This is a genomic window from Sphingobium sp. OAS761 (genome assembly GCF_024168485.1).
Taxonomy (GTDB): Bacteria; Pseudomonadota; Alphaproteobacteria; order Sphingomonadales; family Sphingomonadaceae; genus Sphingobium.
In genome coordinates this window covers 83282-104708 of the sequence record NZ_JALJVY010000007.1, presented here as the reverse complement: position 1 = coordinate 104708, position 21427 = coordinate 83282, and the positions used below count along the sequence as shown (strand labels likewise).

Below are 21427 nucleotides of genomic sequence, written 5' to 3'. Positions count from 1 at the left end.
GATGCGTCGCCTTCATCTTGTCCTCCGCCGGGTCTTTCTGCTGATTGCCTGCCTCGCACTGGCATTGCTCGCCTATGCCTGGCTGGGGCACAGGCCGCAGGACCTGCCCTGGACCGATCTCGACCTGGAACGGCCGATCGGTCTGTTCACCGGGCGCAAGCTGGCGGCGCTGACCGGCGACGCCGCGCGGTGCAGGGCGCTGCTCGACCGCGCCGGTGTCGCCTATGCGCCCGTCGCGCCGGGAGGCACGGGCCAGTGCCGCCATGCCGACGCGGTGCGGCTGCGCCTCGGCGCCGACGCGATAGCGCTTTCCCCGGCCTCGGTCGCGCCGTCCTGCCCGGTGGCGGCGGCGCTGAAACTTTGGGAATGGCATGTCGTCCAGCCCGCGGCGCAACATGTCTTCGGTCAGCCGGTCCGGACGGTGGCGCATTTCGGCAGTTATAGCTGCCGTCGCCTCTATGGCCGCAGCGAAGGCGCGTTCAGCGAACATGCGACGGCGGACGCGATCGACATCGCAGCCTTCGTGCTGAAGGACGGCCGGCGGGTCAGCGTGGTGAATGACTGGGCAGGGCAGGGCCGGGACGCCGCCTTCCTGCACGCCGTGCGCGACGGGGCGTGCGGCCTCTTCTCGACGGTGCTGTCACCCGATTACAACGCGGCGCATCGCGATCATTTCCACCTGGACCAGGCGGAACGCGGCGCGCTGGGCGGCCGCGTCTGCCGCTGACCTACTGCCCGAACCGGGCTTCCCGCGACACGCTCACGGCTTCGCGCGCGGCGGCCAGCAATGCGCCGCTCTTCGCCTCGCATTCGCGCTGTTCATAGTCCGCGTTCGAATCCGCTACGATGCCCGCACCCGCCTGCACATGCATGACGCCGTCCTTCAGCACGGCGGTGCGCAGCACGATGCAGCTGTCCATATTGCCGTCCGGGCCGAAATAGCCGACCCCGCCGGCATAGGCGCCGCGCGTTTCCGGCTCCAGTTCGGCGATGATCTCGCAGGCGCGGACCTTGGGCGCGCCCGACACGGTGCCTGCCGGAAAGCCGGCGAACAGGGCGTCGATCGCGTCCTTGTCGTCGGCCAGACGTCCGACCACGTTCGACACGATGTGCATCACATGACTGTAGAATTCGACGCTATAGCTGTCCGTCACGGTCACGCTGCCGGCGGCGGCGACTCGGCCGACATCGTTGCGGCCCAGGTCCAGCAGCATCAGATGCTCGGCCCGCTCCTTGGGATCGGCGAGCAGGCTTTCGCGGTTGGCGGCATCCTCCACCGCCGTCCTGCCGCGCGGCCGGGTGCCGGCGATCGGGCGGATCGTCACCTCGCTGTCGCGCGCGCGCACCAGAATTTCCGGGCTCGATCCGATCAGGGCAAAGCCGGGCAGGTCAAGATAATAGAGGAACGGCGACGGGTTGATCCGCCGCAGCGCGCGATAGAGCGCGATCGGGGGCAGGGTGAAGGGGCTGGTGAAACGCTGCGCCAGCACCACCTGGAATATGTCGCCCGCGACGATATAGTCCTTCGCCGCGTCTACCATATGCGCGTAGCGCCCCGGCTCCAGTACGGGCGTCACCGCCACATCGGCGATGTCGGCGGGGACGGGCATGTCCGGCAGGGGCGCGGCCAGCCGGGCGGCGGTGGCGTCGATCCGTTCCAGCGCGGCCGCGATCGCTTTGTCGGGATCGGTGAAGCTGCCCTTCCACACCGGCGACACGATGTAGAGCGCATCGGCCAGTCGGTCGAACACCAGGATGACGGTCGGCCGGACGAACAGCATGTCGGGCACGCCGATCGGATTGGGTGCGGGGCGGGGCAGCTTTTCGACCAGTCCGACCGTCTCATAGCCGAAATAGCCGACCAGGCAGGCGAGTGCATTGGGAAGGCCGGGGTCCATCTCCGCCCGGCATTCCGCCACCAGTGCGCGCAGCGCGGCGAGCGCACCGGCGCTTTCCGGGACGAAGGCGTCGCGGTCGGTGGTCCACTGGCGGTTGATCTCCGCCCTGTCGCCTTCCACGCGAAAGACCAGGTCGGGCGCCAGCCCGATCAGGCTGTACCGGCCGCGCACCGCGCCGCCCTCGACCGATTCGAGCAGATAGTCGCCCCGGTCGGCCTCGAACAGCTTGAGCGCGGCGGAAATTGGCGTGTCGGTATCCGCGACCTGCCGTCGCCACACCAGCGCGGACTCGCCGCGTGCCAGTGCCGCGCGCGCCGATGCCACGCCGTCCGCCGCCCCCCGGTTCGCCATGTTACTGCGCGCCGCTGCTGGTGGCGGCCAGTGCCTGACGCGCCTGCGCGACGGCCTTCGGGTTGCGGGTCACGCCCAGTTCCTTCTCGATCGCGCGCTCGAACTGCTGGGCATATTCCTCGCCGGTGGCACGGCCCAGCTCGTCGCGCAACTGCTTGACCACTTCGGGCTGCTTGCTCGCGTCGCCCGGATCGATCTTGTTCAGCTGCACGACGAAATAACCGCGCCCCTGGCTGATCGGCAGCGTCTTGACCGTGTTTTCCGCCATGGAAAACAGGATCGCCACTTCGGCGGGCGGGCGCTGCTCGCCGCGCATGATCTCGGCGCGGGTGCCGCCAAGCTGCTGCGGCGGGGGCAGCCGCACGCCGGACTGCGCGATGGCGTCGGCCAGCTTGGCGCCCTTGGCGACCTTGGCGCGGATATCCTCGGCCAGCTTCTTGGCCTTCTGGTTGCCCGCGTCCAGCTTGTATGCGGCGACGATCAGCGACTTGACCTCCGCCAGCGGCGGCGGTGCGGCGGCGATGATCTCGCCGGGCGCGACCAGCGCATAGCGCTTGTCCGCCGTGATCGGAACCAGCTGCGCATCGTCGTCCGCACTCATCGCAAAGACCGGCGCCAGCAGCGGCTTGACGTCGTCGGACGGCACATAGGCCTGATCCTTCGCCTGCTTGCCGGTCGACAGCAGCGCCGGGCTGGTCTCCAGCTTCAGGCCGTTGTCCTTGACCACCTGCTCGAAACTGTCGCCGTCGCCGATCTGGTCCTCCAGCTTGCCGGTGAAATCGGCCAGCAACTGCTTTTCCTTCTGCGCGCGCAGCGTGTCGACAATGTCGCCGCGCACGGCGTCCAGCGCCTTGGCCGGCGTTTCCTTGACCGCCGTCACCCGCACCACCAGCCATCCCAGCGGCGCGCGGATCGGCCCGACCAGATCGCCTTGCCCGGCGGCGAAGGCGGCGTCTGCGACCGCCTTGTTGGCGGCGCTTGTCAGCTGCGGCACGGTCTGGTCCGACAGGGTCGACGTCGCAAGGCCGGCGCCCTGCGCGGCGGCGGACAGGCTCTTGCCGCCCTTCACCTGATCGGCGATGGACTTGGCCGCCGCCTGAGTCGGCAGCACCAGCTCCTCGATGGTGCGGGTCTGCGTCGCGGCGTAGGCCGCCTTGTTCTGGTTGTAATAACCGGAAATCTCTGCGTCTGAAGGCTGCGCCGCCTGCGCGAACCGCTCTGCATCGATCACGGCGTAGCGGATGCGGCGCTGTTCGGGGATGGTGAAGCGCGCGGCGTTCTTCTTGTAGAAGTCGGCAAGCTGCGCGTCGGTCGGGTCCTTGGGGTCGAGGAAGGCGACGGCGGGGATGGCGGCGACCGATCCCTGCCGCTTTTCCAGCAGCAGCGACGCATAGGGCAGTGCCTGGCTCTCGGTCGGCCGCGCACCCAGTCCGACCGGGCCGAGCAGTTGGCGTTGCAGTATCTCGCGGCTGATGTCGTCACGCAGCGCCTGTTCGGTGATGCGCTCACGCACCAGCAGCTGGCGGAAATTTTCCTGGCTGAAATTGCCGGCCGCGTCCTGGAAGGCGGGAATCTGCGCGATCTGCGCGTCGACCAGCCGCTTGCTGATATGCACGCCCTGCGCGTCGGCGAAGGCGCGCATCGTCAGCGACGCGACCAGCTGGTCATAGACCTGGTCGCCGCCGCCCTGCGCGAAAAAATCGGCGATCTGAAGCTCGGGGCTGGATCGCCGGGCGTTTTCGAACACGCGCTGCACGCGATCCTGCAACTCCGCCTCGGTCAGCGCATAGCCCTTGGCCTTCGCGACCGTGCCGCCGCCCAGCATCGATCCGGTGCCGAACTTCCCGCTGGTGACGTCGCCCAGGATGAACGCTGCGGCGATGACGCCCAGGAACAGGATCGCGAACAGCGCCCCGAACCTGGAATGAATGATGCGACGAAGGACAGAGAGCATGAAATGATCCGAACAGCGGAAATATGGCGGCCCGCTTTAGGGGTGAAGCGGGTCGGCGGCAAGGCTTGGACTGGACAAATGCGCGACGCGCCGCCATCGCGGGCCGTGCGGCCGGCCCGTCCGGGGAGACATGCCTGCATCGGCGGGTGGTGCGGACGGTTCGTCGCGACGTGCAGCAAGGATCACAAGGGGAAGTACATTGGCGGACAGGCGCAAGCTGGTCGTTGGCAACTGGAAGATGAACGGCATGAAGGCCCAGTTGGGCGAGGTCGAGGCGATCGGGACGCTGGCGGCGGCGCATCCGGGCGTCGATGTGGGCCTGTGCCTGCCCGCGACGCTGATCGCGGCGGCCGATGCCGGCAAGGGCGGCGCCTTCGTCGGGGCGCAGGATTGTCACATGAAGGACAGCGGTGCCCACACCGGCTGCCTGTCGGCGGCGATGCTGGCCGAAGCCGGCGCGACATGGACCATCGTTGGCCATAGCGAGCGTCGGCAGGACCAGGGCGAAAGCGACGCCGACATCGCGGCAAAGGCGCTGGCGGCGCGCGCCGCCGGGCTGAAGGTCATTCTGTGCGTGGGCGAAAGCCTGGACGTGCGCGACGCGGGCGACGCCGAAGCGGTGGTGTCGGCGCAGTTGCTCGCGTCCCTGCCCGACGGCGCGGCGGGGGACTGGCTGGCCATCGCCTATGAACCCATCTGGGCGATCGGCACCGGCCGCATTCCCACCATGGATGCGGTCGATGCCATGCACCGGGCGCTGCGCGACGCGCTGGCCGGTCGCATCGGCGACGCCGCGCAGGCGGTGCGCATCCTCTATGGCGGCTCGATGAACGGCGACAATGCCGCGGAACTGCTGGCGATCGCGGATGTCGATGGCGGGCTGGTGGGCGGCGCCAGCCTGACCGCCGCGAAATTCGCGCCGATCGTCCAGGCCGCGGCCTGACCGAAACGACGCCGGGGGGCACCGCCGGTTCACACCGGTTGCCCCCGCGTCCCTTCATCGCTATGTGCGCGCCAAGGCACTCCATCACCGGACAGAAAATCGTCGCATGTTCACATTCCTCCTCGTCGTGCAGGCCATCGTGGCGGCCCTGCTGGTCACCGTCATCCTGATGCAGAAATCGGAAGGCGGCGGCCTGGGCGTCGGCGGCAGCCCGGCGGGCTTCATGTCGGCACGCGGCGCGGCGGATTTCCTGACCCGTTCCACGACGATCCTCGCCAGCATCTTCGTGCTGCTGTCCATTGTGATGGCGGTTATCGCGTCGGTGCGTCACGCCCCCAGCGACATTGATACCTCGCTGGTGAAGCAGGTGCCGGCGACGCAGGGCGCGCCCGCCGCCAACGGCGCGGCTCCGCTGGGCAATGCGGCTGATTCGCCCGCGTCCAACGGCGCGGTTCCGCTCGCCAACTAAAAACGTCGCCGATCTTTCGATCTTTTTTTAAGCGCGCGTGGATTCGCGCGCTTGCCCTTTGTTGTTCCGAAAGGCTAAGCCTCCACCCCCATGGCGCGGTATATTTTCATAACCGGCGGCGTGGTCTCCTCGCTCGGAAAAGGCCTTATGGCCGCATCCCTTGCAGCGCTGCTGCAAGCACGGGGCTATCGCGTGCGCATCCGGAAGTTCGATCCCTATCTCAACGTCGATCCGGGCACCATGTCGCCCTATCAGCATGGCGAGGTCTATGTGACCGACGACGGGGCGGAAACCGACCTCGACCTTGGCCATTATGAGCGATTCACCGGCGTGTCCGCGCGCCAGAGCGACAATGTGACGCAGGGGCGCGTCTACCAGACCATCATCACGCGGGAACGGCGCGGCGACTATCTGGGCGCTACGGTGCAGGTGATCCCGCACGTCACCGACGAGATCAAGGCTTTCGCCACCGCCGATACGGACGACCTCGACTTCGTGCTGTGCGAAATCGGCGGCACCGTGGGCGACATCGAATCGCTGCCCTTCATGGAGGCGATCCGCCAGCTTCATAACGATCTCGATCGCGGTCAGTCGATCTTCGTCCATGTGACGCTGGTCCCCTATATCGCGGCGGCGGGGGAGCTTAAGACCAAGCCGACCCAGCACAGCGTGCGCGAACTGACCTCGCTCGGCATCCAGCCGGACATATTGCTGTGCCGCTGCGAACATCCGCTGCCCGAGAGCGAGCGGCGCAAGATCGCGCTTTTCTGCAACGTCCGTCCCGAAGCGGTCATTCCCGCGCTCGACGCAAAGAGCATCTATGCCGTCCCCGGCCAATATCATGCCGAAGGGCTGGATGCCGAAGTGTTGCGCGCCTTCGGGATCGCCGACGCGCCCGCACCGTCGCTGGATCGCTGGGCCGACATCATGGATCGCCAGCAAAATCCCGAGGGCGAGGTGACCATCGGCGTCGTCGGCAAATATGTCGGCCTGCCCGACGCCTATAAATCGCTGCACGAGGCGCTGACCCACGGCGGATTCGCCAACCGGGTGAAGGTCAACATCAAGTGGATCGATGCCGAACTGTTCGAGGAAGAGGGCGCGGACATCGCCGCCCGGCTCGAACCGATGCACGGCATCCTCGTCCCCGGCGGCTTCGGCGTGCGCGGGTCGGAAGGCAAGATCGCCTCCGTCCGTTTCGCGCGCGAACGCGGCGTCCCCTTCTTCGGCATCTGCCTCGGCATGCAGATGGCCTGCATCGAAGGCGCGCGCCACACCGCCGGCATCGACAATGCGTCGACCACCGAATTTGGCGAAACGTCCGAACCGGTCGTCGGCCTCATCACCGAATGGATGGGCAAGGAAGGCCTCCAGAAGCGCACGGCCGAGACCGATCTTGGCGGGACGATGCGGCTGGGCGCCTATCCCGCCAGCCTGACCGGCAACAGCGTGGTGGCGGGCATATACGGCACGACGGAGATCAGCGAACGGCATCGCCACCGCTATGAGGTAAATGCCGGTTATCGCGATCCGCTGGAAAAGGGCGGCCTGATCTTCTCGGGCATGTCGCCCGACGGCATGTTGCCGGAAATCGTCGAGCGGCCCGACCATCCCTGGTTCGTGGGCGTGCAGTTCCACCCGGAACTCAAGTCCAAGCCGTTCGATCCGCACCCGCTCTTCGCCAGCTTCATCGAAGCGGCCGTCAAGCAGAGCCGGCTGGTCTGATCGACCCTCGCCCCGATGCCGGCGCATCGGGGCGTCTGTCTCAAATCCATAATATTAGGGTCTTTCCGCCGTAACGCATCGGACATGCTGCGGTAGCGAAAGCGGCATACCCGCCCCCCATCTCATTGGGGGTTCAGGGTCATGCGTTGTCTTGCCGGTTCGATCAGTCTGCTTGCTCTTGCCATCGCCGGGTCGGCCCACGCGCAGGAGGCCGCGCCGGGGGGCGAGGGCGACGCCATCGTCGTCACCGGCCAGCGCGCGCAGCAACAGCGTTCGATCGAGGAAAAGCGGATGGCGCTCGGCATCGTCGACGTGGCCGCAGCCGACGAGATCGGCCAGTTGCCCGACAAGAATGTCGCCGAGGTGGTAGAGCGCCTGCCCGGCGTCGGCGTGCAATATGATCAGGGGGAAGGACGCTATGTTGCGGTGCGCGGCGTGCCCTCCAGCCTCAACGGCTATACGCTCAACGGGTTCGAGATCGGCAATCCCGACGGCAACACGCGCGCCTTGCCGTTGGACATCCTGTCGGGACAGCTTCTCAACCGGGTGGAGGTCGCCAAGGTCAAGACCGCCGACCTGACGGGGCAGGGGATCGGCGCCACCATCAATCTGGTGACGCAGACCGCCTTCGACTTCGACCGACCATTCATCTTCCAGGCCAACGGCCAGGTCGGCTATCAGGAACTGCGCAAGGACGACCGTCCGGTGCGCGGCGATGCGACGGTGGGCGCGCGGTTCGGCGCGGACGAACAGTTCGGCATCCTGCTGGGCGCCAGCTATTCCGACCGCACCTACACCAGCTACGGCCTCTATCCCGACGACTGGGCGCCCGACGCCGATGCGGCGCGCGGGGCGGTGCCCACGAACATCAAATATACCGACTATCGCCTGCGCCGCGAACGCATCGGCGCGGCCGGTTCGCTCGACTGGCGCGGCGGCGCGACGCAACTCTATGTGCGCGGCGTCTATTCGAAATTCACCGAGGATGAATATCGCCAGCGCTTCCGCCTCGATTTCTCGGACATCGACTGGGATGCGAACGGCCTCACCGGTATCGCCTCCACCAGCGAGCAGCGGTCGGACCTGCGCACCGAATATAAGGAAAAGTCGATCCTGTCCTTCATGGCGGGGGGCAGCACGCAATTCGCCGACAGATGGACGCTGGATTTCGGCGCAGCCCACACGCGCAACGAAGTCATCGAACCCAATGAACTGTGGCAGTTCCGGGGCAATCCCGGCAATGTCGCCGTCGATTTCACCGACAAGCTCTATACCGCCGTCCCGGTCGAGGGCTATCTCGATCCCTCCGCCATGGGTTTTCGCCAATATAGCGCGCAGGACGAATATGGTCTGGAAAAGACCTGGCAGGCCCGCGTCGACCTGACCGGCAAGCTGCCCGCGCTGAGTGATGGCAGCTTCGTGAAGATCGGCGCGAACGGCCGCTGGACGGACAAGGATTTCAATTCGTCCAACGCCGTCTACGGGCGCGGCAGCAGCGCCAACCGCTTCTCCATGGCGGGCCTGTCGGGCGACGATGTCGTCGTGAAACTGGGCGACGGCCGCAGCTATCTCCTCACGCCCGCGATCAGCGAGGATCTGATCAAGGCCTATACCGACGGAAAACTGGGCGGCGCGCAGTTCGTGCTGAACGAAGCGACGACGCTCGCCAATGACACGCTGGGCGACTTCAGCCTGAGCGAGGATGTACTGGCGGGCTACGCCATGGCCAATCTCGACTTCGGATCGATCGCGGTCACGGCGGGCCTGCGCGTCGAACATACCCGGCTCGGCATCACCGGCTACCTGCTGGAGGACGAGGTGGTGACGCCGACCGACGGCCGCCGCAGCTATACCGACTGGCTGCCCAGCCTGGTCGTGCGCATCACCCCGTCCGACAACACGGTCTTGCGCGTCGCCTATTCGCGCAGCGTCGGCCGGCCGCAATATTCCGACCTGTCGCCGGGCGGCGAACTGTCCTCGGACGGGGAGGGCGAACTCAATGTCAGCACCGGCAACCCGGCGCTCAAACCTTATGTCGCCGACGCCGTCGACATGACCGGAGAATGGTATTTCGCGCCCGGCGGCCTGCTGAGCGTCGGCGCCTTCGCCAAGTTCATCAGGAACCCGATCTTCACGCAAAGCTACACCATCACCGATGGCAGCTTCGGCGGCGTCGGCTATGACCGGATCAATTTCAGCCAGACCTTGAACGCCGACCGGGGCGACATCGTCGGGATCGAAGCCGCCTATCAGCAGCAATTCACTTTCCTGCCCGGCCTGCTGTCGGGTCTCGGCGTCAACCTGAACCTCACCCTGATCGACGCCAGCCTGCGGATGCCGGGGCGCGGCTCGATCGCCTTTCCTGAACAGTCGAAGCTGCTGTGGGGCGCGCAGCTTTTCTACCAGAAAGGACCGGTGGAGGCCTCCATCGCCTATCACCATACCGGCCGCGCGCTGATCGCGCCCGCGGACGATGCGCTCAACGACCAGTATAATGACGATCTGCGCCGGCTGGACGCGAAGATCGGGCTCGACCTGACGAAGAATGTCCGTCTCTTCGCGGAGGGGCAGAACCTGACCGACGAACCGACCCGTCAATATCAGGGCGGCGTGCGCAACTGGGTCACGCAGAACGAACGCTATGGCCGCACCTTCTATGTCGGCGGGTCGGTGCGTTTCTGATCGGACGGCCGTTGCAGGTCAGGATGCGGGCGTCAGCTTCAGCATCCTGCCCTGCGACCCCTTGCCGCCATCTTCCAGCAGCCAAAGCGCGCCGTCCGGTCCCTGTTCGACTTCGCGGATGCGGGCGCCCATGTCCCACTGGTCGGCCTTTTCCGCCCTGTCGCCGTCCAGCTTCACGCGGACCAGGCTCTGGCTCGACAGGCCGCCGATGAACAGCGAGTTTTTCCACTGCGGAAAGAGATCGCCGGAATAATAGAGCAGGCCGCCGGGCGAGATCACCGGATTCCACCAGACGTTGGGTGCCTCGAACCCGTCGCCCGGCGCATGGTCGGGAATGTCGCGGCCGTCATAATGGCTGCCGTTCGACACTTTGGGATAGCCATAGTTGAGGCCGGGCTTGATGAGATTGACCTCGTCGCCGCCCTTCGGCCCCATTTCCTGTTCCCACAGGCGCCCGTCCTTGTCGAAGGCGATGCCGAGCAGGTTGCGATGGCCGTAGGACCAGATGGCGGGGTGGAAGCCCTGGGCGCTCAGCGGATTGCCCGCGGCCGGTGTGCCGTCCAGGTTTAGGCGCAGCACCTTGCCCAGCGTCGACTTGGGGTCTTGCGCCGGATCGAACTTCTGCCGCTCGCCATTGGTGAAGAAGAGATATTTTCCGTCCGGCGCGAAGGCGATGCGGCCCGAATAATGGCCATCGCCGTCGACATAGGGGCTGGCGCGGAAGATGATCTGTACGCCGTCCAGTTTCGTCGTGCCGTCACTCGCCTGCTCGAAGGCGCCCTTGGCCAGTGCCACGCCCTTCACTCCGTCGCGCTCTTCGGAAAAGCTGAAATAGACCCCCTTGTCCTTCGCGAAAGTCGGCGAGAGGACCACGTCCATCAGCGCGCCTTGCCCTGCGCTGTCTGCTTTCGGGATGCCCGCGACCGGAATTTTCGTGCCGTTCCCGGGATCGAACAGGATCATCTCGCCCGCCTTCTCCGTCACCAGCGCGCGCCCGTCCGGCAGGAATGTCATTGCCCAGGGCGAATCGAAATCGGCGATCACCGACGTCTTGAACGGCTTGTCCGGGGACGGCGCGGCCTGCCCGGTGGCGTCGTCGGCGGAACAGGCGATCAGGATGAGCGGCAGGGCGGCGGCGGATAGGTAACGCATCTCTGTCTCCATTTCGGCAGGACGGCGTGGGCCGATATGCGGGAATAATGTGTCGCAACGAATATTGTTGCAGATTTCCCGCACCCCGCCTATATCCGCCCTGCTTCCTTACATCGTCAAACATGTCGGGGTCGCGGGCAGATGCTCGCGGCGGCGTGAGGTTGCACATTCTTGTCTGGAGACCGCATGGCGGACATCGCCGAACTGACTGCGCTGATCGAACCCGAGGTGAAGGCTTTGGGCTTCGACCTTGTGCGCATCAAGCTTTTCGGGTCGGGCGAGGACCACACGCTTCAGATCATGGCGGAAGACCCCAGGACGAAGCAGCTTGTCATCGAGGATTGCGCCACCATTTCGCGCCGCCTCTCGGATGTGCTGGACGAGGTCGATCCGATCGAGGAAGCCTATCGCCTGGAAGTCAGCTCGCCCGGCATCGACCGGCCGCTTACCCGTCTCCACGACTTTCAGGAATGGGCCGGGCATGAGGCGAAGATCGCCGCGACCGAGGTCGTGTCGGGGCGCAAGGCGTTTCGCGGCACGCTGAACGGCGTGCAGGGCGACGACATTCTTTTCACGGACGCGAAGGCCGGCGATGTCGTCATCCCCTTTGCGCTGGTGGGCGACGCGAAGCTGGTGCTGACCGACCGTCTGATTTCTGCTACCATGCCGCTCTCTTCCGAAGGGGCGGACGACTTTGAAACCGAGGAATAAGGGTTCGTAACGACATGGCCAACGCCATTTCCGCCAACAAGGCCGAGCTGATCGCGATCGCCAATTCGGTGGCGAGCGAGAAGATGATCGACAAGGCCATCGTCATCGAGGCGATGGAAGACGCGATCCAGCGCGCCGCGCGTGCCCGCTACGGCGCCGAGAACGACATTCGCGCCAAGCTCGATCCCGACAGCGGCGACCTGCGCCTGTGGCGCGTCGTCGAGGTGGTCGAGGTGGTCGAGGATTATTTCAAGCAGGTCGACCTCAAGCAGGGGCAGAAGCTGAAGAAGGACGCCGTGATCGGCGACTTCATCGTTGACCCGCTGCCCGCCATCGACCTGGGCCGTATCGACGCCCAGTCCGCCAAGCAGGTGATCTTCCAGAAGGTCCGCGACGCCGAGCGCGAGCGTCAGTATGAGGAATATAAGGACCGCGTGGGCGAGATCATCACCGGCGTCGTCAAGTCGGTCGAATTCGGCCATGTCGTCGTCAATCTCGGTCGTGCCGAGGGCGTCATCCGCCGCGATCAGCAGATTCCGCGCGAGGTCGTCCGCGTGGGCGACCGCATCCGTTCGGTCGTGCTTAACGTCCGCCGCGAAAATCGTGGCCCGCAGATTTTCCTCAGCCGCGCGCATCCCGAATTCATGAAGAAGCTGTTCGCGCAGGAAGTCCCCGAAATCTACGATGGCGTCATCACGATCATGGCGGCCGCGCGCGATCCGGGCAGCCGCGCCAAGATCGGCGTGATCAGCCGCGACAGCAGCATCGACCCCGTCGGCGCCTGCGTCGGCATGAAGGGCAGCCGCGTGCAGGCCGTCGTGCAGGAAATGCAGGGCGAGAAGATCGACATCATCCCCTGGAGCGAGGACACCGCGACTTTCGTGGTCAACGCGCTTCAGCCCGCGCAGGTCGCCCGCGTCGTCATCGACGAGGAAGAAGAGCGGATCGAGGTCGTCGTCCCCGACGATCAGCTCAGCCTCGCCATTGGCCGTCGCGGCCAGAATGTCCGCCTCGCCAGCCAGCTGACCGGCAAGGCCATCGACATCATGACCGAGGCCGACGCATCGGAGAAGCGCCAGAAGGAATTCATCCAGCGCTCCGAAATGTTCCAGAACGAACTCGACGTCGACGAAACATTGTCGCAGCTCCTTGTGGCGGAAGGCTTCGGCGAGCTTGAGGAAGTCGCCTATGTCGAGGTTGACGAGCTCGCCTCGATCGAGGGTTTCGACGAGGAACTGGCCGCCGAGCTTCAGAGCCGTGCGCAGGAAGCGCTGGAACGCCGCGAGGCCGCCGCACGCGAAGAGCGCCGGGCGCTGGGCGTCGAGGATGCGCTGGCCGACATGCCGCACCTGACCGAAGCGATGCTGGTCACGCTCGGCAAGGCGGGCATCAGGACGCTGGACGATCTGGCCGATCTCGCCACCGACGAACTGGTGCAGAAAAAGCGTGTCGATCCGCGCCGCCGCAAGAGCGAGACGTCGGAGGACAAGGGCGGTGTGCTCGCGGCCTACGGCCTGTCGGACGAACAGGGCAATGAGATCATCATGGCCGCGCGCGCCCACTGGTTCGAAGAGGAAGCCTGAGCCCCCATGCCTTTTGTCGACATCCGCCTGGCCGGCAGCGCGACCCGCGAGCAGAAAGCCGCGATCGTCGCTGACGTCACCCGGTCGCTCGTGGAGCGGCTGGGCAAGCCGGCGGCTGCCGTTCAGGTTGTGATCTCGGAAATCCCGACGGAAAATTACGCGGCCGGCGGGCAGTTGCTCGCCGACCGCGCCGCCCCTCGACACAGGGAGGACGCCCATGCCGCGGACACTCCCCGATGAGAGAATAGGCGCTCCTCATAGCGTTGGCCTTGCTGTTTCTTCCGTTCTGGCGGAGGAGCGCGCATGACCGAACGCAAATGCATCCTGACCGGCGACCGCGCCGACCCCGAACGCCTGATCCGGCTGGCCGTCGGCCCGGAAGGTCAGGTCCTGCCCGACCTGCGCGCCAAGGCGCCCGGGCGCGGTGCCTGGATCGGCGTGTCGCGCGCCGATCTTGAAACGGCGCTGGCGAAGGGAAAGCTCAGGGGCGCGCTGGCCCGCGCCTTCAAGGACGGTGACCTCGCCATCCCCGACACGCTGCCCGCCATGATCGAGGACGGGCTGCGCAAGGCGTTGCTGGACCGGCTGGGGCTGGAGGCGCGGGCGTCCATGCTGCTGACCGGATCGGAAAAGATCGACGTCGCCTGTCGCAAGGGACAGGTCGAACTGCTGCTCCATGCCGCCGATGCCGCCGCCGACGGCAACCGCAAGCTGGACCAGGCTTTGCGCGTGGGACGGGAAGCGGAAGGCACGGATCTTGCCGGTATCACCTTGCCTGTGGACCGGAATGCCCTATCTATGGCAATGGGGCGGGACAATGTCGTCCATATCGCGGTGACCGACTCGCGCGCTGCTTCGCGCCTGCGCGCGGCCATAGGCCGCTTGGAAAGCTATCTGGGTTGCGCTACCGGAGCGCCCGTGCAGGGGGAGACTGTCTCCACCGATGCGCCGGGCGTCGGTCAGCCATCATAATAAGGCGCCGGCGGGCCTTTTCCGGCCGGAGCGGAAGTGAAGGGTATAGTTCAGTCGTATGAGTGACAGCAAGGAAGACAAGCCGGTTCTGGGCCGCAAGCCGCTGGGTATCAAGCGGACGGTCGAATCCGGTCAGGTGCAGCAGCAGTTCAGCCATGGCCGCAAGAATACGGTCGTGGTCGAGGTGAAGCGGCGCCGTATCTTGGGCAAGCCTGGTGAGGCGACCGGTGCCCAGCCTGCGGCCACGCCCCAGGCTGATCCCACCCCCGCGCCCAGCGCTCCGCCGCCGCGCCCGGCGCCGCCCGCGCCCGCGCCGCGCCCGGCAGCGCCGACGACGATGCTGTCCCGCAAGGAATTGCAGGAAAAGCTGCTGCGCGAGGCCGAGGAAGCCCGCATGACCGCGCTGGAGGAAGCGCGTCGCCGCGAGGAGGCCGAACGCCAGGCCGCGAGCGAAGAGGAAAAGCGCCGGGCGGAGGAGAATCGTCAGGCCGCCGCAGCCGAGGCCGTGCGCGAAGCCGATCCGGTCGAGGCCGAGCAACCGGCCGCCGCTCCCGCAGCGGAGGAGGCGCCTGCCGCCGCCCCGACCGAAGCCGCCCCGACCGAAACCGCGCAGCCGGATGCCGCCGCCCCGGCCGCGTCCGCGACGGCCGCCGCGCCGCCGCCCCGTCGTTTCACGCCGGTCACGCCGGCCAAGCGTCCCGAACCGGCGAAGCCCGAGCGCGCCAAGCGCGGCGACGATAATCGTCGCCAGTCCGGCAAGCTGACCGTCACCCGCGCCCTGTCGGACGACGACAGTGCGCGCGCACGCAGCCTCGCGGCGCTCAAGCGCGCCCGCGAAAAGGAACGCCGCTCGCACTTCGGCGGCTCCAGCCAGCCGCGCGAGAAGCAGGTCCGCGACGTCGTGGTGCCCGAAAGCATCACGGTGCAGGAACTGGCCAACCGCATGGCCGAAAAGGGCGCGGATCTGGTCAAGTCGCTGTTCAAGATGGGCATGGCGGTCACGCTCAACCAGCCGATCGATCAGGACACCGCCGAACTGCTGGTCGAGGAATTCGGCCATCGCATCCAGCGCGTGTCGGAAGCGGACGTCGAAATCGGCATGAGCGGCGAACCCGATGCGCCCGAAACGCTCAAGGCGCGGCCGCCGGTCGTCACCATCATGGGCCATGTCGACCATGGCAAGACGTCGCTGCTCGACGCGCTGCGCGGCACCAATGTGGTGTCGGGCGAAAGCGGCGGCATCACCCAGCATATCGGCGCCTACCAGATCAAGGCGAAGAATGGCGACCTCATCACCTTCCTGGATACGCCGGGGCATGAGGCCTTCTCGGAAATGCGTGCGCGCGGCGCCAACGTCACCGACATCGTCATTCTGGTGGTGGCGGCCGACGACGGGCTGATGCCGCAGACGATCGAGGCGATCAACCATACCAAGGCGGCCGGCGTGCCGATGATCGTCGCGATCAATAAATGCGACAAGCCCGACGCGAACCCGCAGCGCATTCGCGAACGCCTGCTGGAACATGAGGTGGTTGTCGAGGACATGGGCGGCGAGACGCAGGACGTGGAAGTGTCCGCGCTCAAGAAAACCGGCCTGGACACGCTGCTGGACAAGATATTGCTCCAGTCGGAACTGCTCGAACTGGTTGCCAACGCCGACCGCGATGCCGAAGGCACGGTGGTCGAGGCGCAGCTCGACAAGGGCCGGGGCGCGGTCGCGACCGTTCTGGTGCGGCGCGGCACGCTCAAGGTCGGCGACACGTTCGTGATCGGCGCCGAAAGCGGCAAGGTCCGTGCGATGATCAACGACAAGGGGCAGCAGGTAAAGGTCGCCGGCCCGTCGACTCCGGTCGAGGTGCTGGGCCTGTCGGGCGTTCCCTTGGCGGGCGACCAGATGACGGTCGTCGAGAATGAGGCGCGCGCGCGTGAGGTCGCGGCCTATCGTCAGGAACAGGCGACGCGCAAGCGCACGACCGCCGCACCGACCAGCTTCGAACATATGTTCTCCGCGCTCAACACCCAGGTCATCGAATATCCGCTGGTCGTGAAGGGCGACGTGCAGGGCTCGGTCGAAGCGATCGTGTCCTCGCTCAACCGCATCTCGACCGACGAGATCAAGGTCCGCATCCTGCATTCGGGCGTCGGCGCGATCACCGAAAGCGACGTCACGCTGGCCGCCGCCAGCCGCGCGCCGCTGATCGGCTTCAACGTGCGTCCCAATGCCAAGGCGCGCCAGCTTGCCGAGCGCGAGAAGATCAGCCTGCGTTACTATGACGTGATCTACGACCTGCTTGAGGAAGTGCGCGGCGAAATGGCGGGCCAGCTCGCCCCCGAACGCATCGAAACGGTCGTCGGCCGGGCCGAGGTGCTTCAGGTGTTCCCGGCGGGCAAGAAGGACAAGGCCGCCGGTCTGCTCGTCCTCGACGGCATCATTCGCAAGGGTCTGGCCGCCCGCCTTACCCGCGAGGATGTCATCGTATCGCGCACCAACATCGCGTCGCTGCGTCGATTCAAGGACGATGTCTCCGAAGTCCGCGCCGGCATGGAATGCGGCGCGGTCCTTCAGGACACGAACGACATCAAGCCCGGCGACATGCTGGAACTCTTCGAGGTCGAAGAGCGCCAGCGCACGCTGTAACGTATTCGAGTAGCTGAGAATGGCGAAGCGCAGAGGTCACTTCTCTCCCGAAGTTATTCGAGCGCTCATGTTGCGGGCCGGGGGCAAGTGCTCTCGGCCCGACTGTGGTAGAGAGACTTTTGGGCCAAGTGAAGCACAGGCCACAAAGGCGATCATTCTAGGTCAAGCGGCGCATATTTGTAGCGCTAGTCCTGGAGGAGCTCGGTACGATTTGAGCCAAACTGACGCCGAACGACATAGCTTAGAAAATGGCCTATGGCTGTGCGAAAACTGTGCCTCATTGATTGATAAAAATAAGGGGGTCGATTTTCCAGTATCCCTTCTGAAAATATGGAAGAAAGCCTCGGAGGCTGCGGCCCAAGATAGGTTGTTTCGGCTATCCGAATCAGTGCGAGATAATTGCGTTAGTAGTTTGATATTTATGAATATCCCGCGACTGCATCATTTGATTGCCTTGACGAAGCAACCATTGGAACTACCTACGTATTTTGATGATGGTATTCCGGGGGAAGGTTATATCGCGCCGGAATTAAATAGCCTTAGGCGCATTATCGCTCAAATGCGGTTTCCCGCGTTACAATGGCAAGAAGCGATAAAAATGTTTGCTGATCCAACGGGTCTAGTAGTGTCATTCGAGGGAAGGTTTAGAACTCGGAATGGGCCTAAGGAAGCTCGTGATCGTTCAGAGCGTGACATATCTGATATCGAAAATGCACCACAAATTTACGCGAAGTCGGGAAATATAAAATTTGTTATGCCTTACGACCCTCGTTTTTTGACCACTGCAACAGCTGGAGTTGAAATGAGGAGGGGGTCTACAAATGTGGGTGGATTTGCATCGATCAAGTATAGGGAAGATGATGTGGTCGTTGCATCGCCTTTTATAATTGGTTTGTATTCCACGCCAGAGGCTAGGGCGTTTATGAATGCCTTGGTAGCTCATCAGAGGGCTGGACGATGATGGGAAACGATCAATCTCAAAATAGCAGTCCCTCCGTCCGCCTCCTCCGCGTGGGGGAACAGGTGCGCCATGTCCTGTCGGACATTCTCCAGCGCGGCGACGTGCATGACGATGTGCTGACCCGGCATGTCGTCAGTATCACCGAAGTGCGCATGTCGCCCGACCTGCGCCATGCCACCGTGTTTGTGAAGTCGCTGCTGGGGCAGGATGAGGAGGCCGTGCTCAAGGCGCTGCGCACCAACACCGCCTATCTCCAGCGCGAAGTCGCCCATCGCATTCGCCTCAAATATGCGGCGAAGCTCAAATTCCTCTCGGATGAGAGCTTCGACGAGGGCAGCCATATCGACAAGCTGCTCCGCGATCCGAAGGTCGCCCGCGACCTGGCGTCGGACGAGGACGTCGAATAAGCAGCCCTTGCCGGTCGACGCGACTGTGCCGCGGCGCTAACAGCGTCTTGCCCATATCCGGACAAGGGGGGACAGGCGCATGAAGACGGTCGGCATTTTCGCGGCGGCTCTGCTGGCAGGGGCGGCACCCGTCCTTGCCCGGGAACCCGCCATCCACCCGGCGGTCACGAGCGATCCCGCGCCGGACGCCGCGCATCCCGCCGGCATGAGCGCCTTCGTCATCCCGGTCGAGGACGGCGCCATGAATGCGGTCATGTACACGCCCTCGGGCGGCGGGCTGCATCCGACCCTCCTGCTGCTCCACGGCTTTCCCGGCAATGAGCAGAATCTGGACCTGGCGCAGGCCGCCCGCCGGGCGGGGTGGAATGTTTTGACGCTCCATTATCGCGGCTCCTGGGGCAGTCCCGGCGTCTTTTCCTTCACCCATGCGGGGCAGGACGCCTTCGCCGCGCTGCAATTTCTCCAGCAGTCCGCGACCGTCGCCAAATATGGCATCGATACCAGCGCCATCGTAGTTGCCGGGCACAGCATGGGCGGGTTCATGGCGGCGGAGGCGGCGGCGGCCGAACCGCGCGTCGCGGGCCTGTTCCTGATCGATCCGTGGGACCCGGCCCAGACCGTCGCGGCGCTCGCCACCCCGGAGGGCGAAGCGGGCTGGAAGGCGGAGGTGGCGAGTGACCTGCCACCGCTTCACGGCGCGACCTATGACGGCCTGACCGGCGAAATCCGCGAAAACGGTCAGAAATTCGATCTGGGACGCCAGCTCGCCGGCTATGGCCGTCGCCCGCTCAGCATCATCGGCGCGGAACGGGGCATCGGCGCCATGGCGCGTCGCGCGGCCGCCGACGCGCAGGGTGCAAATCCGCGCGCGCGCCTGATGGTGTGGCCCACCGACCACAGCTTTTCGGACCAGCGCATCGCGCTCGCCGACGCGCTGGTCCGCTTCCTGGCGGGCGTCGCGCCGGTCATTCGCTGAAGCGCGGCATGGCCAAGCTCTATTTCTACTACAGCTCGATGAATGCAGGGAAATCGACGACCCTGCTGCAATCGGACTTCAACTATCGCGAGCGGGGCATGGACACCATGCTGTGGACCGCCGGGCTGGACGACCGATACGGCCGGGGGCGGATCGTGTCGCGCATCGGGCTGGAGGCGCCGGCCCATCTGTTCGAACCCCATGTCGACATGTTCGCCGCGATCGCCGGTCGCCATAATGACGCGCCGCTGTCCTGCGTGCTGGTGGACGAAGCCCAGTTCCTCACCCGTGCGCAGGTGCGGGACCTTGGGCGGGTGTGTGACGAACTGGACGTGCCTGTGCTCTGCTATGGCTTGCGCACCGATTTTCAGGGCGAACTGTTCGAAGGCAGTGCGCACCTCCTTGGCCTTGCCGACACGCTCAACGAGATCAAGACGGTGTGCGAATGCGGGCGCAAGGCGACGATGAACCTGCGCGTCGACGGGCAGGGGCGGGCCATTCGTGCCGGCGCACAGACGGAAATCGGCGGCAATGACCGCTATGTGGCGCTGTGCCGCAGGCATTTCATGGCGCAGATGCGCGGCTGACGTCCCGGGCTGCTCGCGCCGCCGCCCGTTCCGGCCCATGAATGGCGTGACAGGCCGACCGTGCCGGGATAAGGGCCGCCGCCATGCACGGCTGGATCATTCTCGACAAACCGCATGGCCTGGGTTCCACGCAGGCGGTGAGCGCTGTCAAGCGCGCGCTGCGCACCCAAAGGGAGATATCGGGCGGGACGCAGAAGTGGAAAGTCGGCCATGGCGGCACGCTCGATCCGCTGGCGACCGGGGTGCTGCCCATCGCGGTGGGGGAGGCGACGAAGCTCGCCGGGCGAATGCTGGACAGCGACAAGATCTATGATTTTACCCTGGCCTTCGGGGTGCAGACCGACACGCTCGACCTCGAAGGAAAGCCGGTCGCCCATAGCGATCATCGACCCACGCCCGCGGATGTAGAGGCAATCCTGCCGCGCTTCACCGGCCCGATCGAGCAGGCGCCGCCCGCCTACAGCGCGATCCTGATCGACGGCCAGCGCGCCTACGACCTGGCCCGCAAGGGGGAGGCGGTGGAGATGAAGATGCGCGCGGTCACGATCCACGCGCTCGATTTCGTCGGGCAGGACGGGACGGGGGACGCCCTGGCGTCCGTGACCCTTGCCGCCCATGTCTCCAAGGGCACCTATATCCGCTCGCTCGCGCGCGACATCGCGCTGGCGCTCGGCACGGTCGGCCATGTCACCATGCTGCGCCGCGTGAAGGCCGGCCCGTTCAGCCTGCAATCCGCGATTTCGCTGGACAAACTGGACGAAGCTGCTAGGGGCGGCGGCATCGTGCAGCTTATGCTGCCGTTGACGGCGGGGCTGGACGACATCCCGGCTCTCCCCGTCACTCCCGATGAAGCGCTGGCTCTCCGACAGGGGAAGGCGCTGGTCGGGAAACCGCATACCGGCTTGCTACTGGCGATGGAGGGCGAAACGCCCGTCGCGCTGGTTCAGGCCAGTGGCCCGGACATTCGGGTGGTGCGCGGCTTCAATCTCTAGATACGAAAGGAAGCCCGATGTCGATCACTGCCGAGCGCAAGGAAGCGCTGATCAAGGAACATGCCCGCGTCGAAGGCGACACCGGTTCGCCGGAAGTCCAGGTTGCGATCCTCTCGGAACGCATCTCCAACCTGACCGAGCATTTCAAGGGTCATCACAAGGATAACCACAGCCGTCGCGGCCTGCTGATGCTGGTCAACAAGCGCCGTTCGCTGCTGGACTATCTGAAGAAGAAGGATGAGGGCCGCTATACCGACCTCATCGCCAAGCTGGGCCTGCGCAAGTAAGTCTGCTATCAAAGGAGCGGCCCCCCGAAGGGGCCGTTTCCGATTCCGGGACGGGCGCAATTCGGCGTCCGATTCCGTCAGGGGCCAGGAATTGCTCCGCAACCGTCGCGGACCGGTTTAGTCCGCAGATGAGGCCCCG

The 21427-nt window shown here is 65.5% G+C and carries 19 protein-coding genes; 16 read left to right on the top strand and 3 right to left on the bottom strand.

The window, feature by feature from the left end; all coding sequences use genetic code 11:
• The first annotated feature begins 1 nt into the window (after window position 1).
• Window positions 2-727 (top strand): extensin family protein, encoded by a 726-nt coding sequence (locus J3E64_RS10985; RefSeq protein WP_253342792.1) that lies wholly within the window; start codon window positions 2-4, stop codon window positions 725-727.
• Between the two features lies 1 nt (window position 728).
• Here the strand turns inward: J3E64_RS10985 and trpE are convergent, their stop codons facing one another.
• Entirely contained in the window at window positions 729-2249 is a 1521-nt protein-coding gene (gene trpE / locus J3E64_RS10980) for an anthranilate synthase component I (protein ID WP_253342791.1), read from the bottom strand.
• Window position 2250: 1 nt separating this feature from the next.
• Window positions 2251-4203 carry a peptidyl-prolyl cis-trans isomerase gene (locus tag J3E64_RS10975; protein WP_253342790.1) on the bottom strand — a complete coding sequence of 651 codons (1953 nt, stop codon included), beginning with the start codon at window positions 4201-4203 and terminating at the stop codon, window positions 2251-2253.
• Window positions 4204-4402: 199 nt separating this feature from the next.
• Between J3E64_RS10975 and tpiA the strand changes: the two genes are divergently transcribed.
• The 4 genes from tpiA (at window position 4403) to J3E64_RS10955 (ending at window position 10022) form a co-directional block, all read left to right on the top strand.
• Window positions 4403-5146: a triose-phosphate isomerase gene (gene tpiA, locus J3E64_RS10970; RefSeq protein WP_301287243.1), complete on the top strand. Its 744-nt coding sequence runs from the start codon at window positions 4403-4405 to the stop codon at window positions 5144-5146.
• 106 nt (window positions 5147-5252) lie between these two features.
• Entirely contained in the window at window positions 5253-5615 is a 363-nt protein-coding gene (gene secG, locus J3E64_RS10965) for a preprotein translocase subunit SecG (protein ID WP_253342789.1), read from the top strand.
• Window positions 5616-5705: 90 nt separating this feature from the next.
• The gene (locus J3E64_RS10960) at window positions 5706-7340 is read left to right on the top strand and encodes a CTP synthase (protein ID WP_253342788.1); all 1635 of its coding nucleotides are present in this window, start codon (window positions 5706-5708) and stop codon (window positions 7338-7340) included.
• 141 nt (window positions 7341-7481) lie between these two features.
• Window positions 7482-10022: a TonB-dependent receptor gene (locus J3E64_RS10955; protein WP_253342787.1), complete on the top strand. Its 2541-nt coding sequence runs from the start codon at window positions 7482-7484 to the stop codon at window positions 10020-10022.
• Between the two features lie 18 nt (window positions 10023-10040).
• Here J3E64_RS10955 and J3E64_RS10950 read toward each other — a convergent pair whose 3' ends face one another.
• Window positions 10041-11174: a PQQ-dependent sugar dehydrogenase gene (locus J3E64_RS10950; protein WP_253342786.1), complete on the bottom strand. Its 1134-nt coding sequence runs from the start codon at window positions 11172-11174 to the stop codon at window positions 10041-10043.
• 186 nt (window positions 11175-11360) lie between these two features.
• Here J3E64_RS10950 and rimP point away from each other — a divergent pair, with 186 nt between their 5' ends.
• The 11 genes from rimP to rpsO all read left to right on the top strand — a co-directional run bounded on the left by rimP (window position 11361) and on the right by rpsO (window position 21288).
• A complete protein-coding gene (gene rimP / locus J3E64_RS10945; protein WP_253342785.1) occupies window positions 11361-11885 on the top strand; it encodes a ribosome maturation protein RimP in 525 nt (174 codons plus the stop codon).
• 14 nt (window positions 11886-11899) lie between these two features.
• On the top strand, window positions 11900-13468 hold the full coding sequence (nusA, locus tag J3E64_RS10940) for a transcription termination factor NusA (protein ID WP_253342784.1): 1569 nt from the start codon (window positions 11900-11902) through the stop codon (window positions 13466-13468).
• Between the two features lie 6 nt (window positions 13469-13474).
• Window positions 13475-13708, top strand: a complete 234-nt coding sequence (locus tag J3E64_RS10935; protein WP_253342783.1) for a 4-oxalocrotonate tautomerase family protein — start codon at window positions 13475-13477, stop codon at window positions 13706-13708.
• A 63-nt stretch (window positions 13709-13771) separates the two neighbouring features.
• The gene (locus J3E64_RS10930; RefSeq protein WP_253342782.1) at window positions 13772-14440 is read left to right on the top strand and encodes a DUF448 domain-containing protein; all 669 of its coding nucleotides are present in this window, start codon (window positions 13772-13774) and stop codon (window positions 14438-14440) included.
• 58 nt (window positions 14441-14498) lie between these two features.
• Window positions 14499-17078, top strand: coding sequence for a translation initiation factor IF-2 (gene infB / locus J3E64_RS10925; RefSeq protein WP_253342781.1), 2580 nt, complete (start codon window positions 14499-14501; stop codon window positions 17076-17078).
• A 211-nt stretch (window positions 17079-17289) separates the two neighbouring features.
• Entirely contained in the window at window positions 17290-18039 is a 750-nt protein-coding gene (locus tag J3E64_RS10920; protein WP_253342780.1) for a hypothetical protein, read from the top strand.
• Window positions 18036-18446, top strand: a complete 411-nt coding sequence (gene rbfA / locus J3E64_RS10915; protein ID WP_253342779.1) for a 30S ribosome-binding factor RbfA — start codon at window positions 18036-18038, stop codon at window positions 18444-18446. The genes J3E64_RS10920 and rbfA overlap by 4 nt, the downstream gene beginning before the upstream one ends.
• A gap of 79 nt (window positions 18447-18525) precedes the next feature.
• A complete protein-coding gene (locus J3E64_RS10910; RefSeq protein WP_253342778.1) occupies window positions 18526-19422 on the top strand; it encodes an alpha/beta fold hydrolase in 897 nt (298 codons plus the stop codon).
• An 8-nt stretch (window positions 19423-19430) separates the two neighbouring features.
• Window positions 19431-20009 carry a thymidine kinase gene (locus J3E64_RS10905; RefSeq protein WP_253342777.1) on the top strand — a complete coding sequence of 193 codons (579 nt, stop codon included), beginning with the start codon at window positions 19431-19433 and terminating at the stop codon, window positions 20007-20009.
• A gap of 83 nt (window positions 20010-20092) precedes the next feature.
• The gene (gene truB, locus J3E64_RS10900) at window positions 20093-21001 is read left to right on the top strand and encodes a tRNA pseudouridine(55) synthase TruB (protein ID WP_253342776.1); all 909 of its coding nucleotides are present in this window, start codon (window positions 20093-20095) and stop codon (window positions 20999-21001) included.
• Between the two features lie 17 nt (window positions 21002-21018).
• Window positions 21019-21288, top strand: coding sequence for a 30S ribosomal protein S15 (rpsO, locus tag J3E64_RS10895; RefSeq protein ID WP_253342775.1), 270 nt, complete (start codon window positions 21019-21021; stop codon window positions 21286-21288).
• The last annotated feature ends 139 nt before the right edge of the window (window positions 21289-21427 follow it).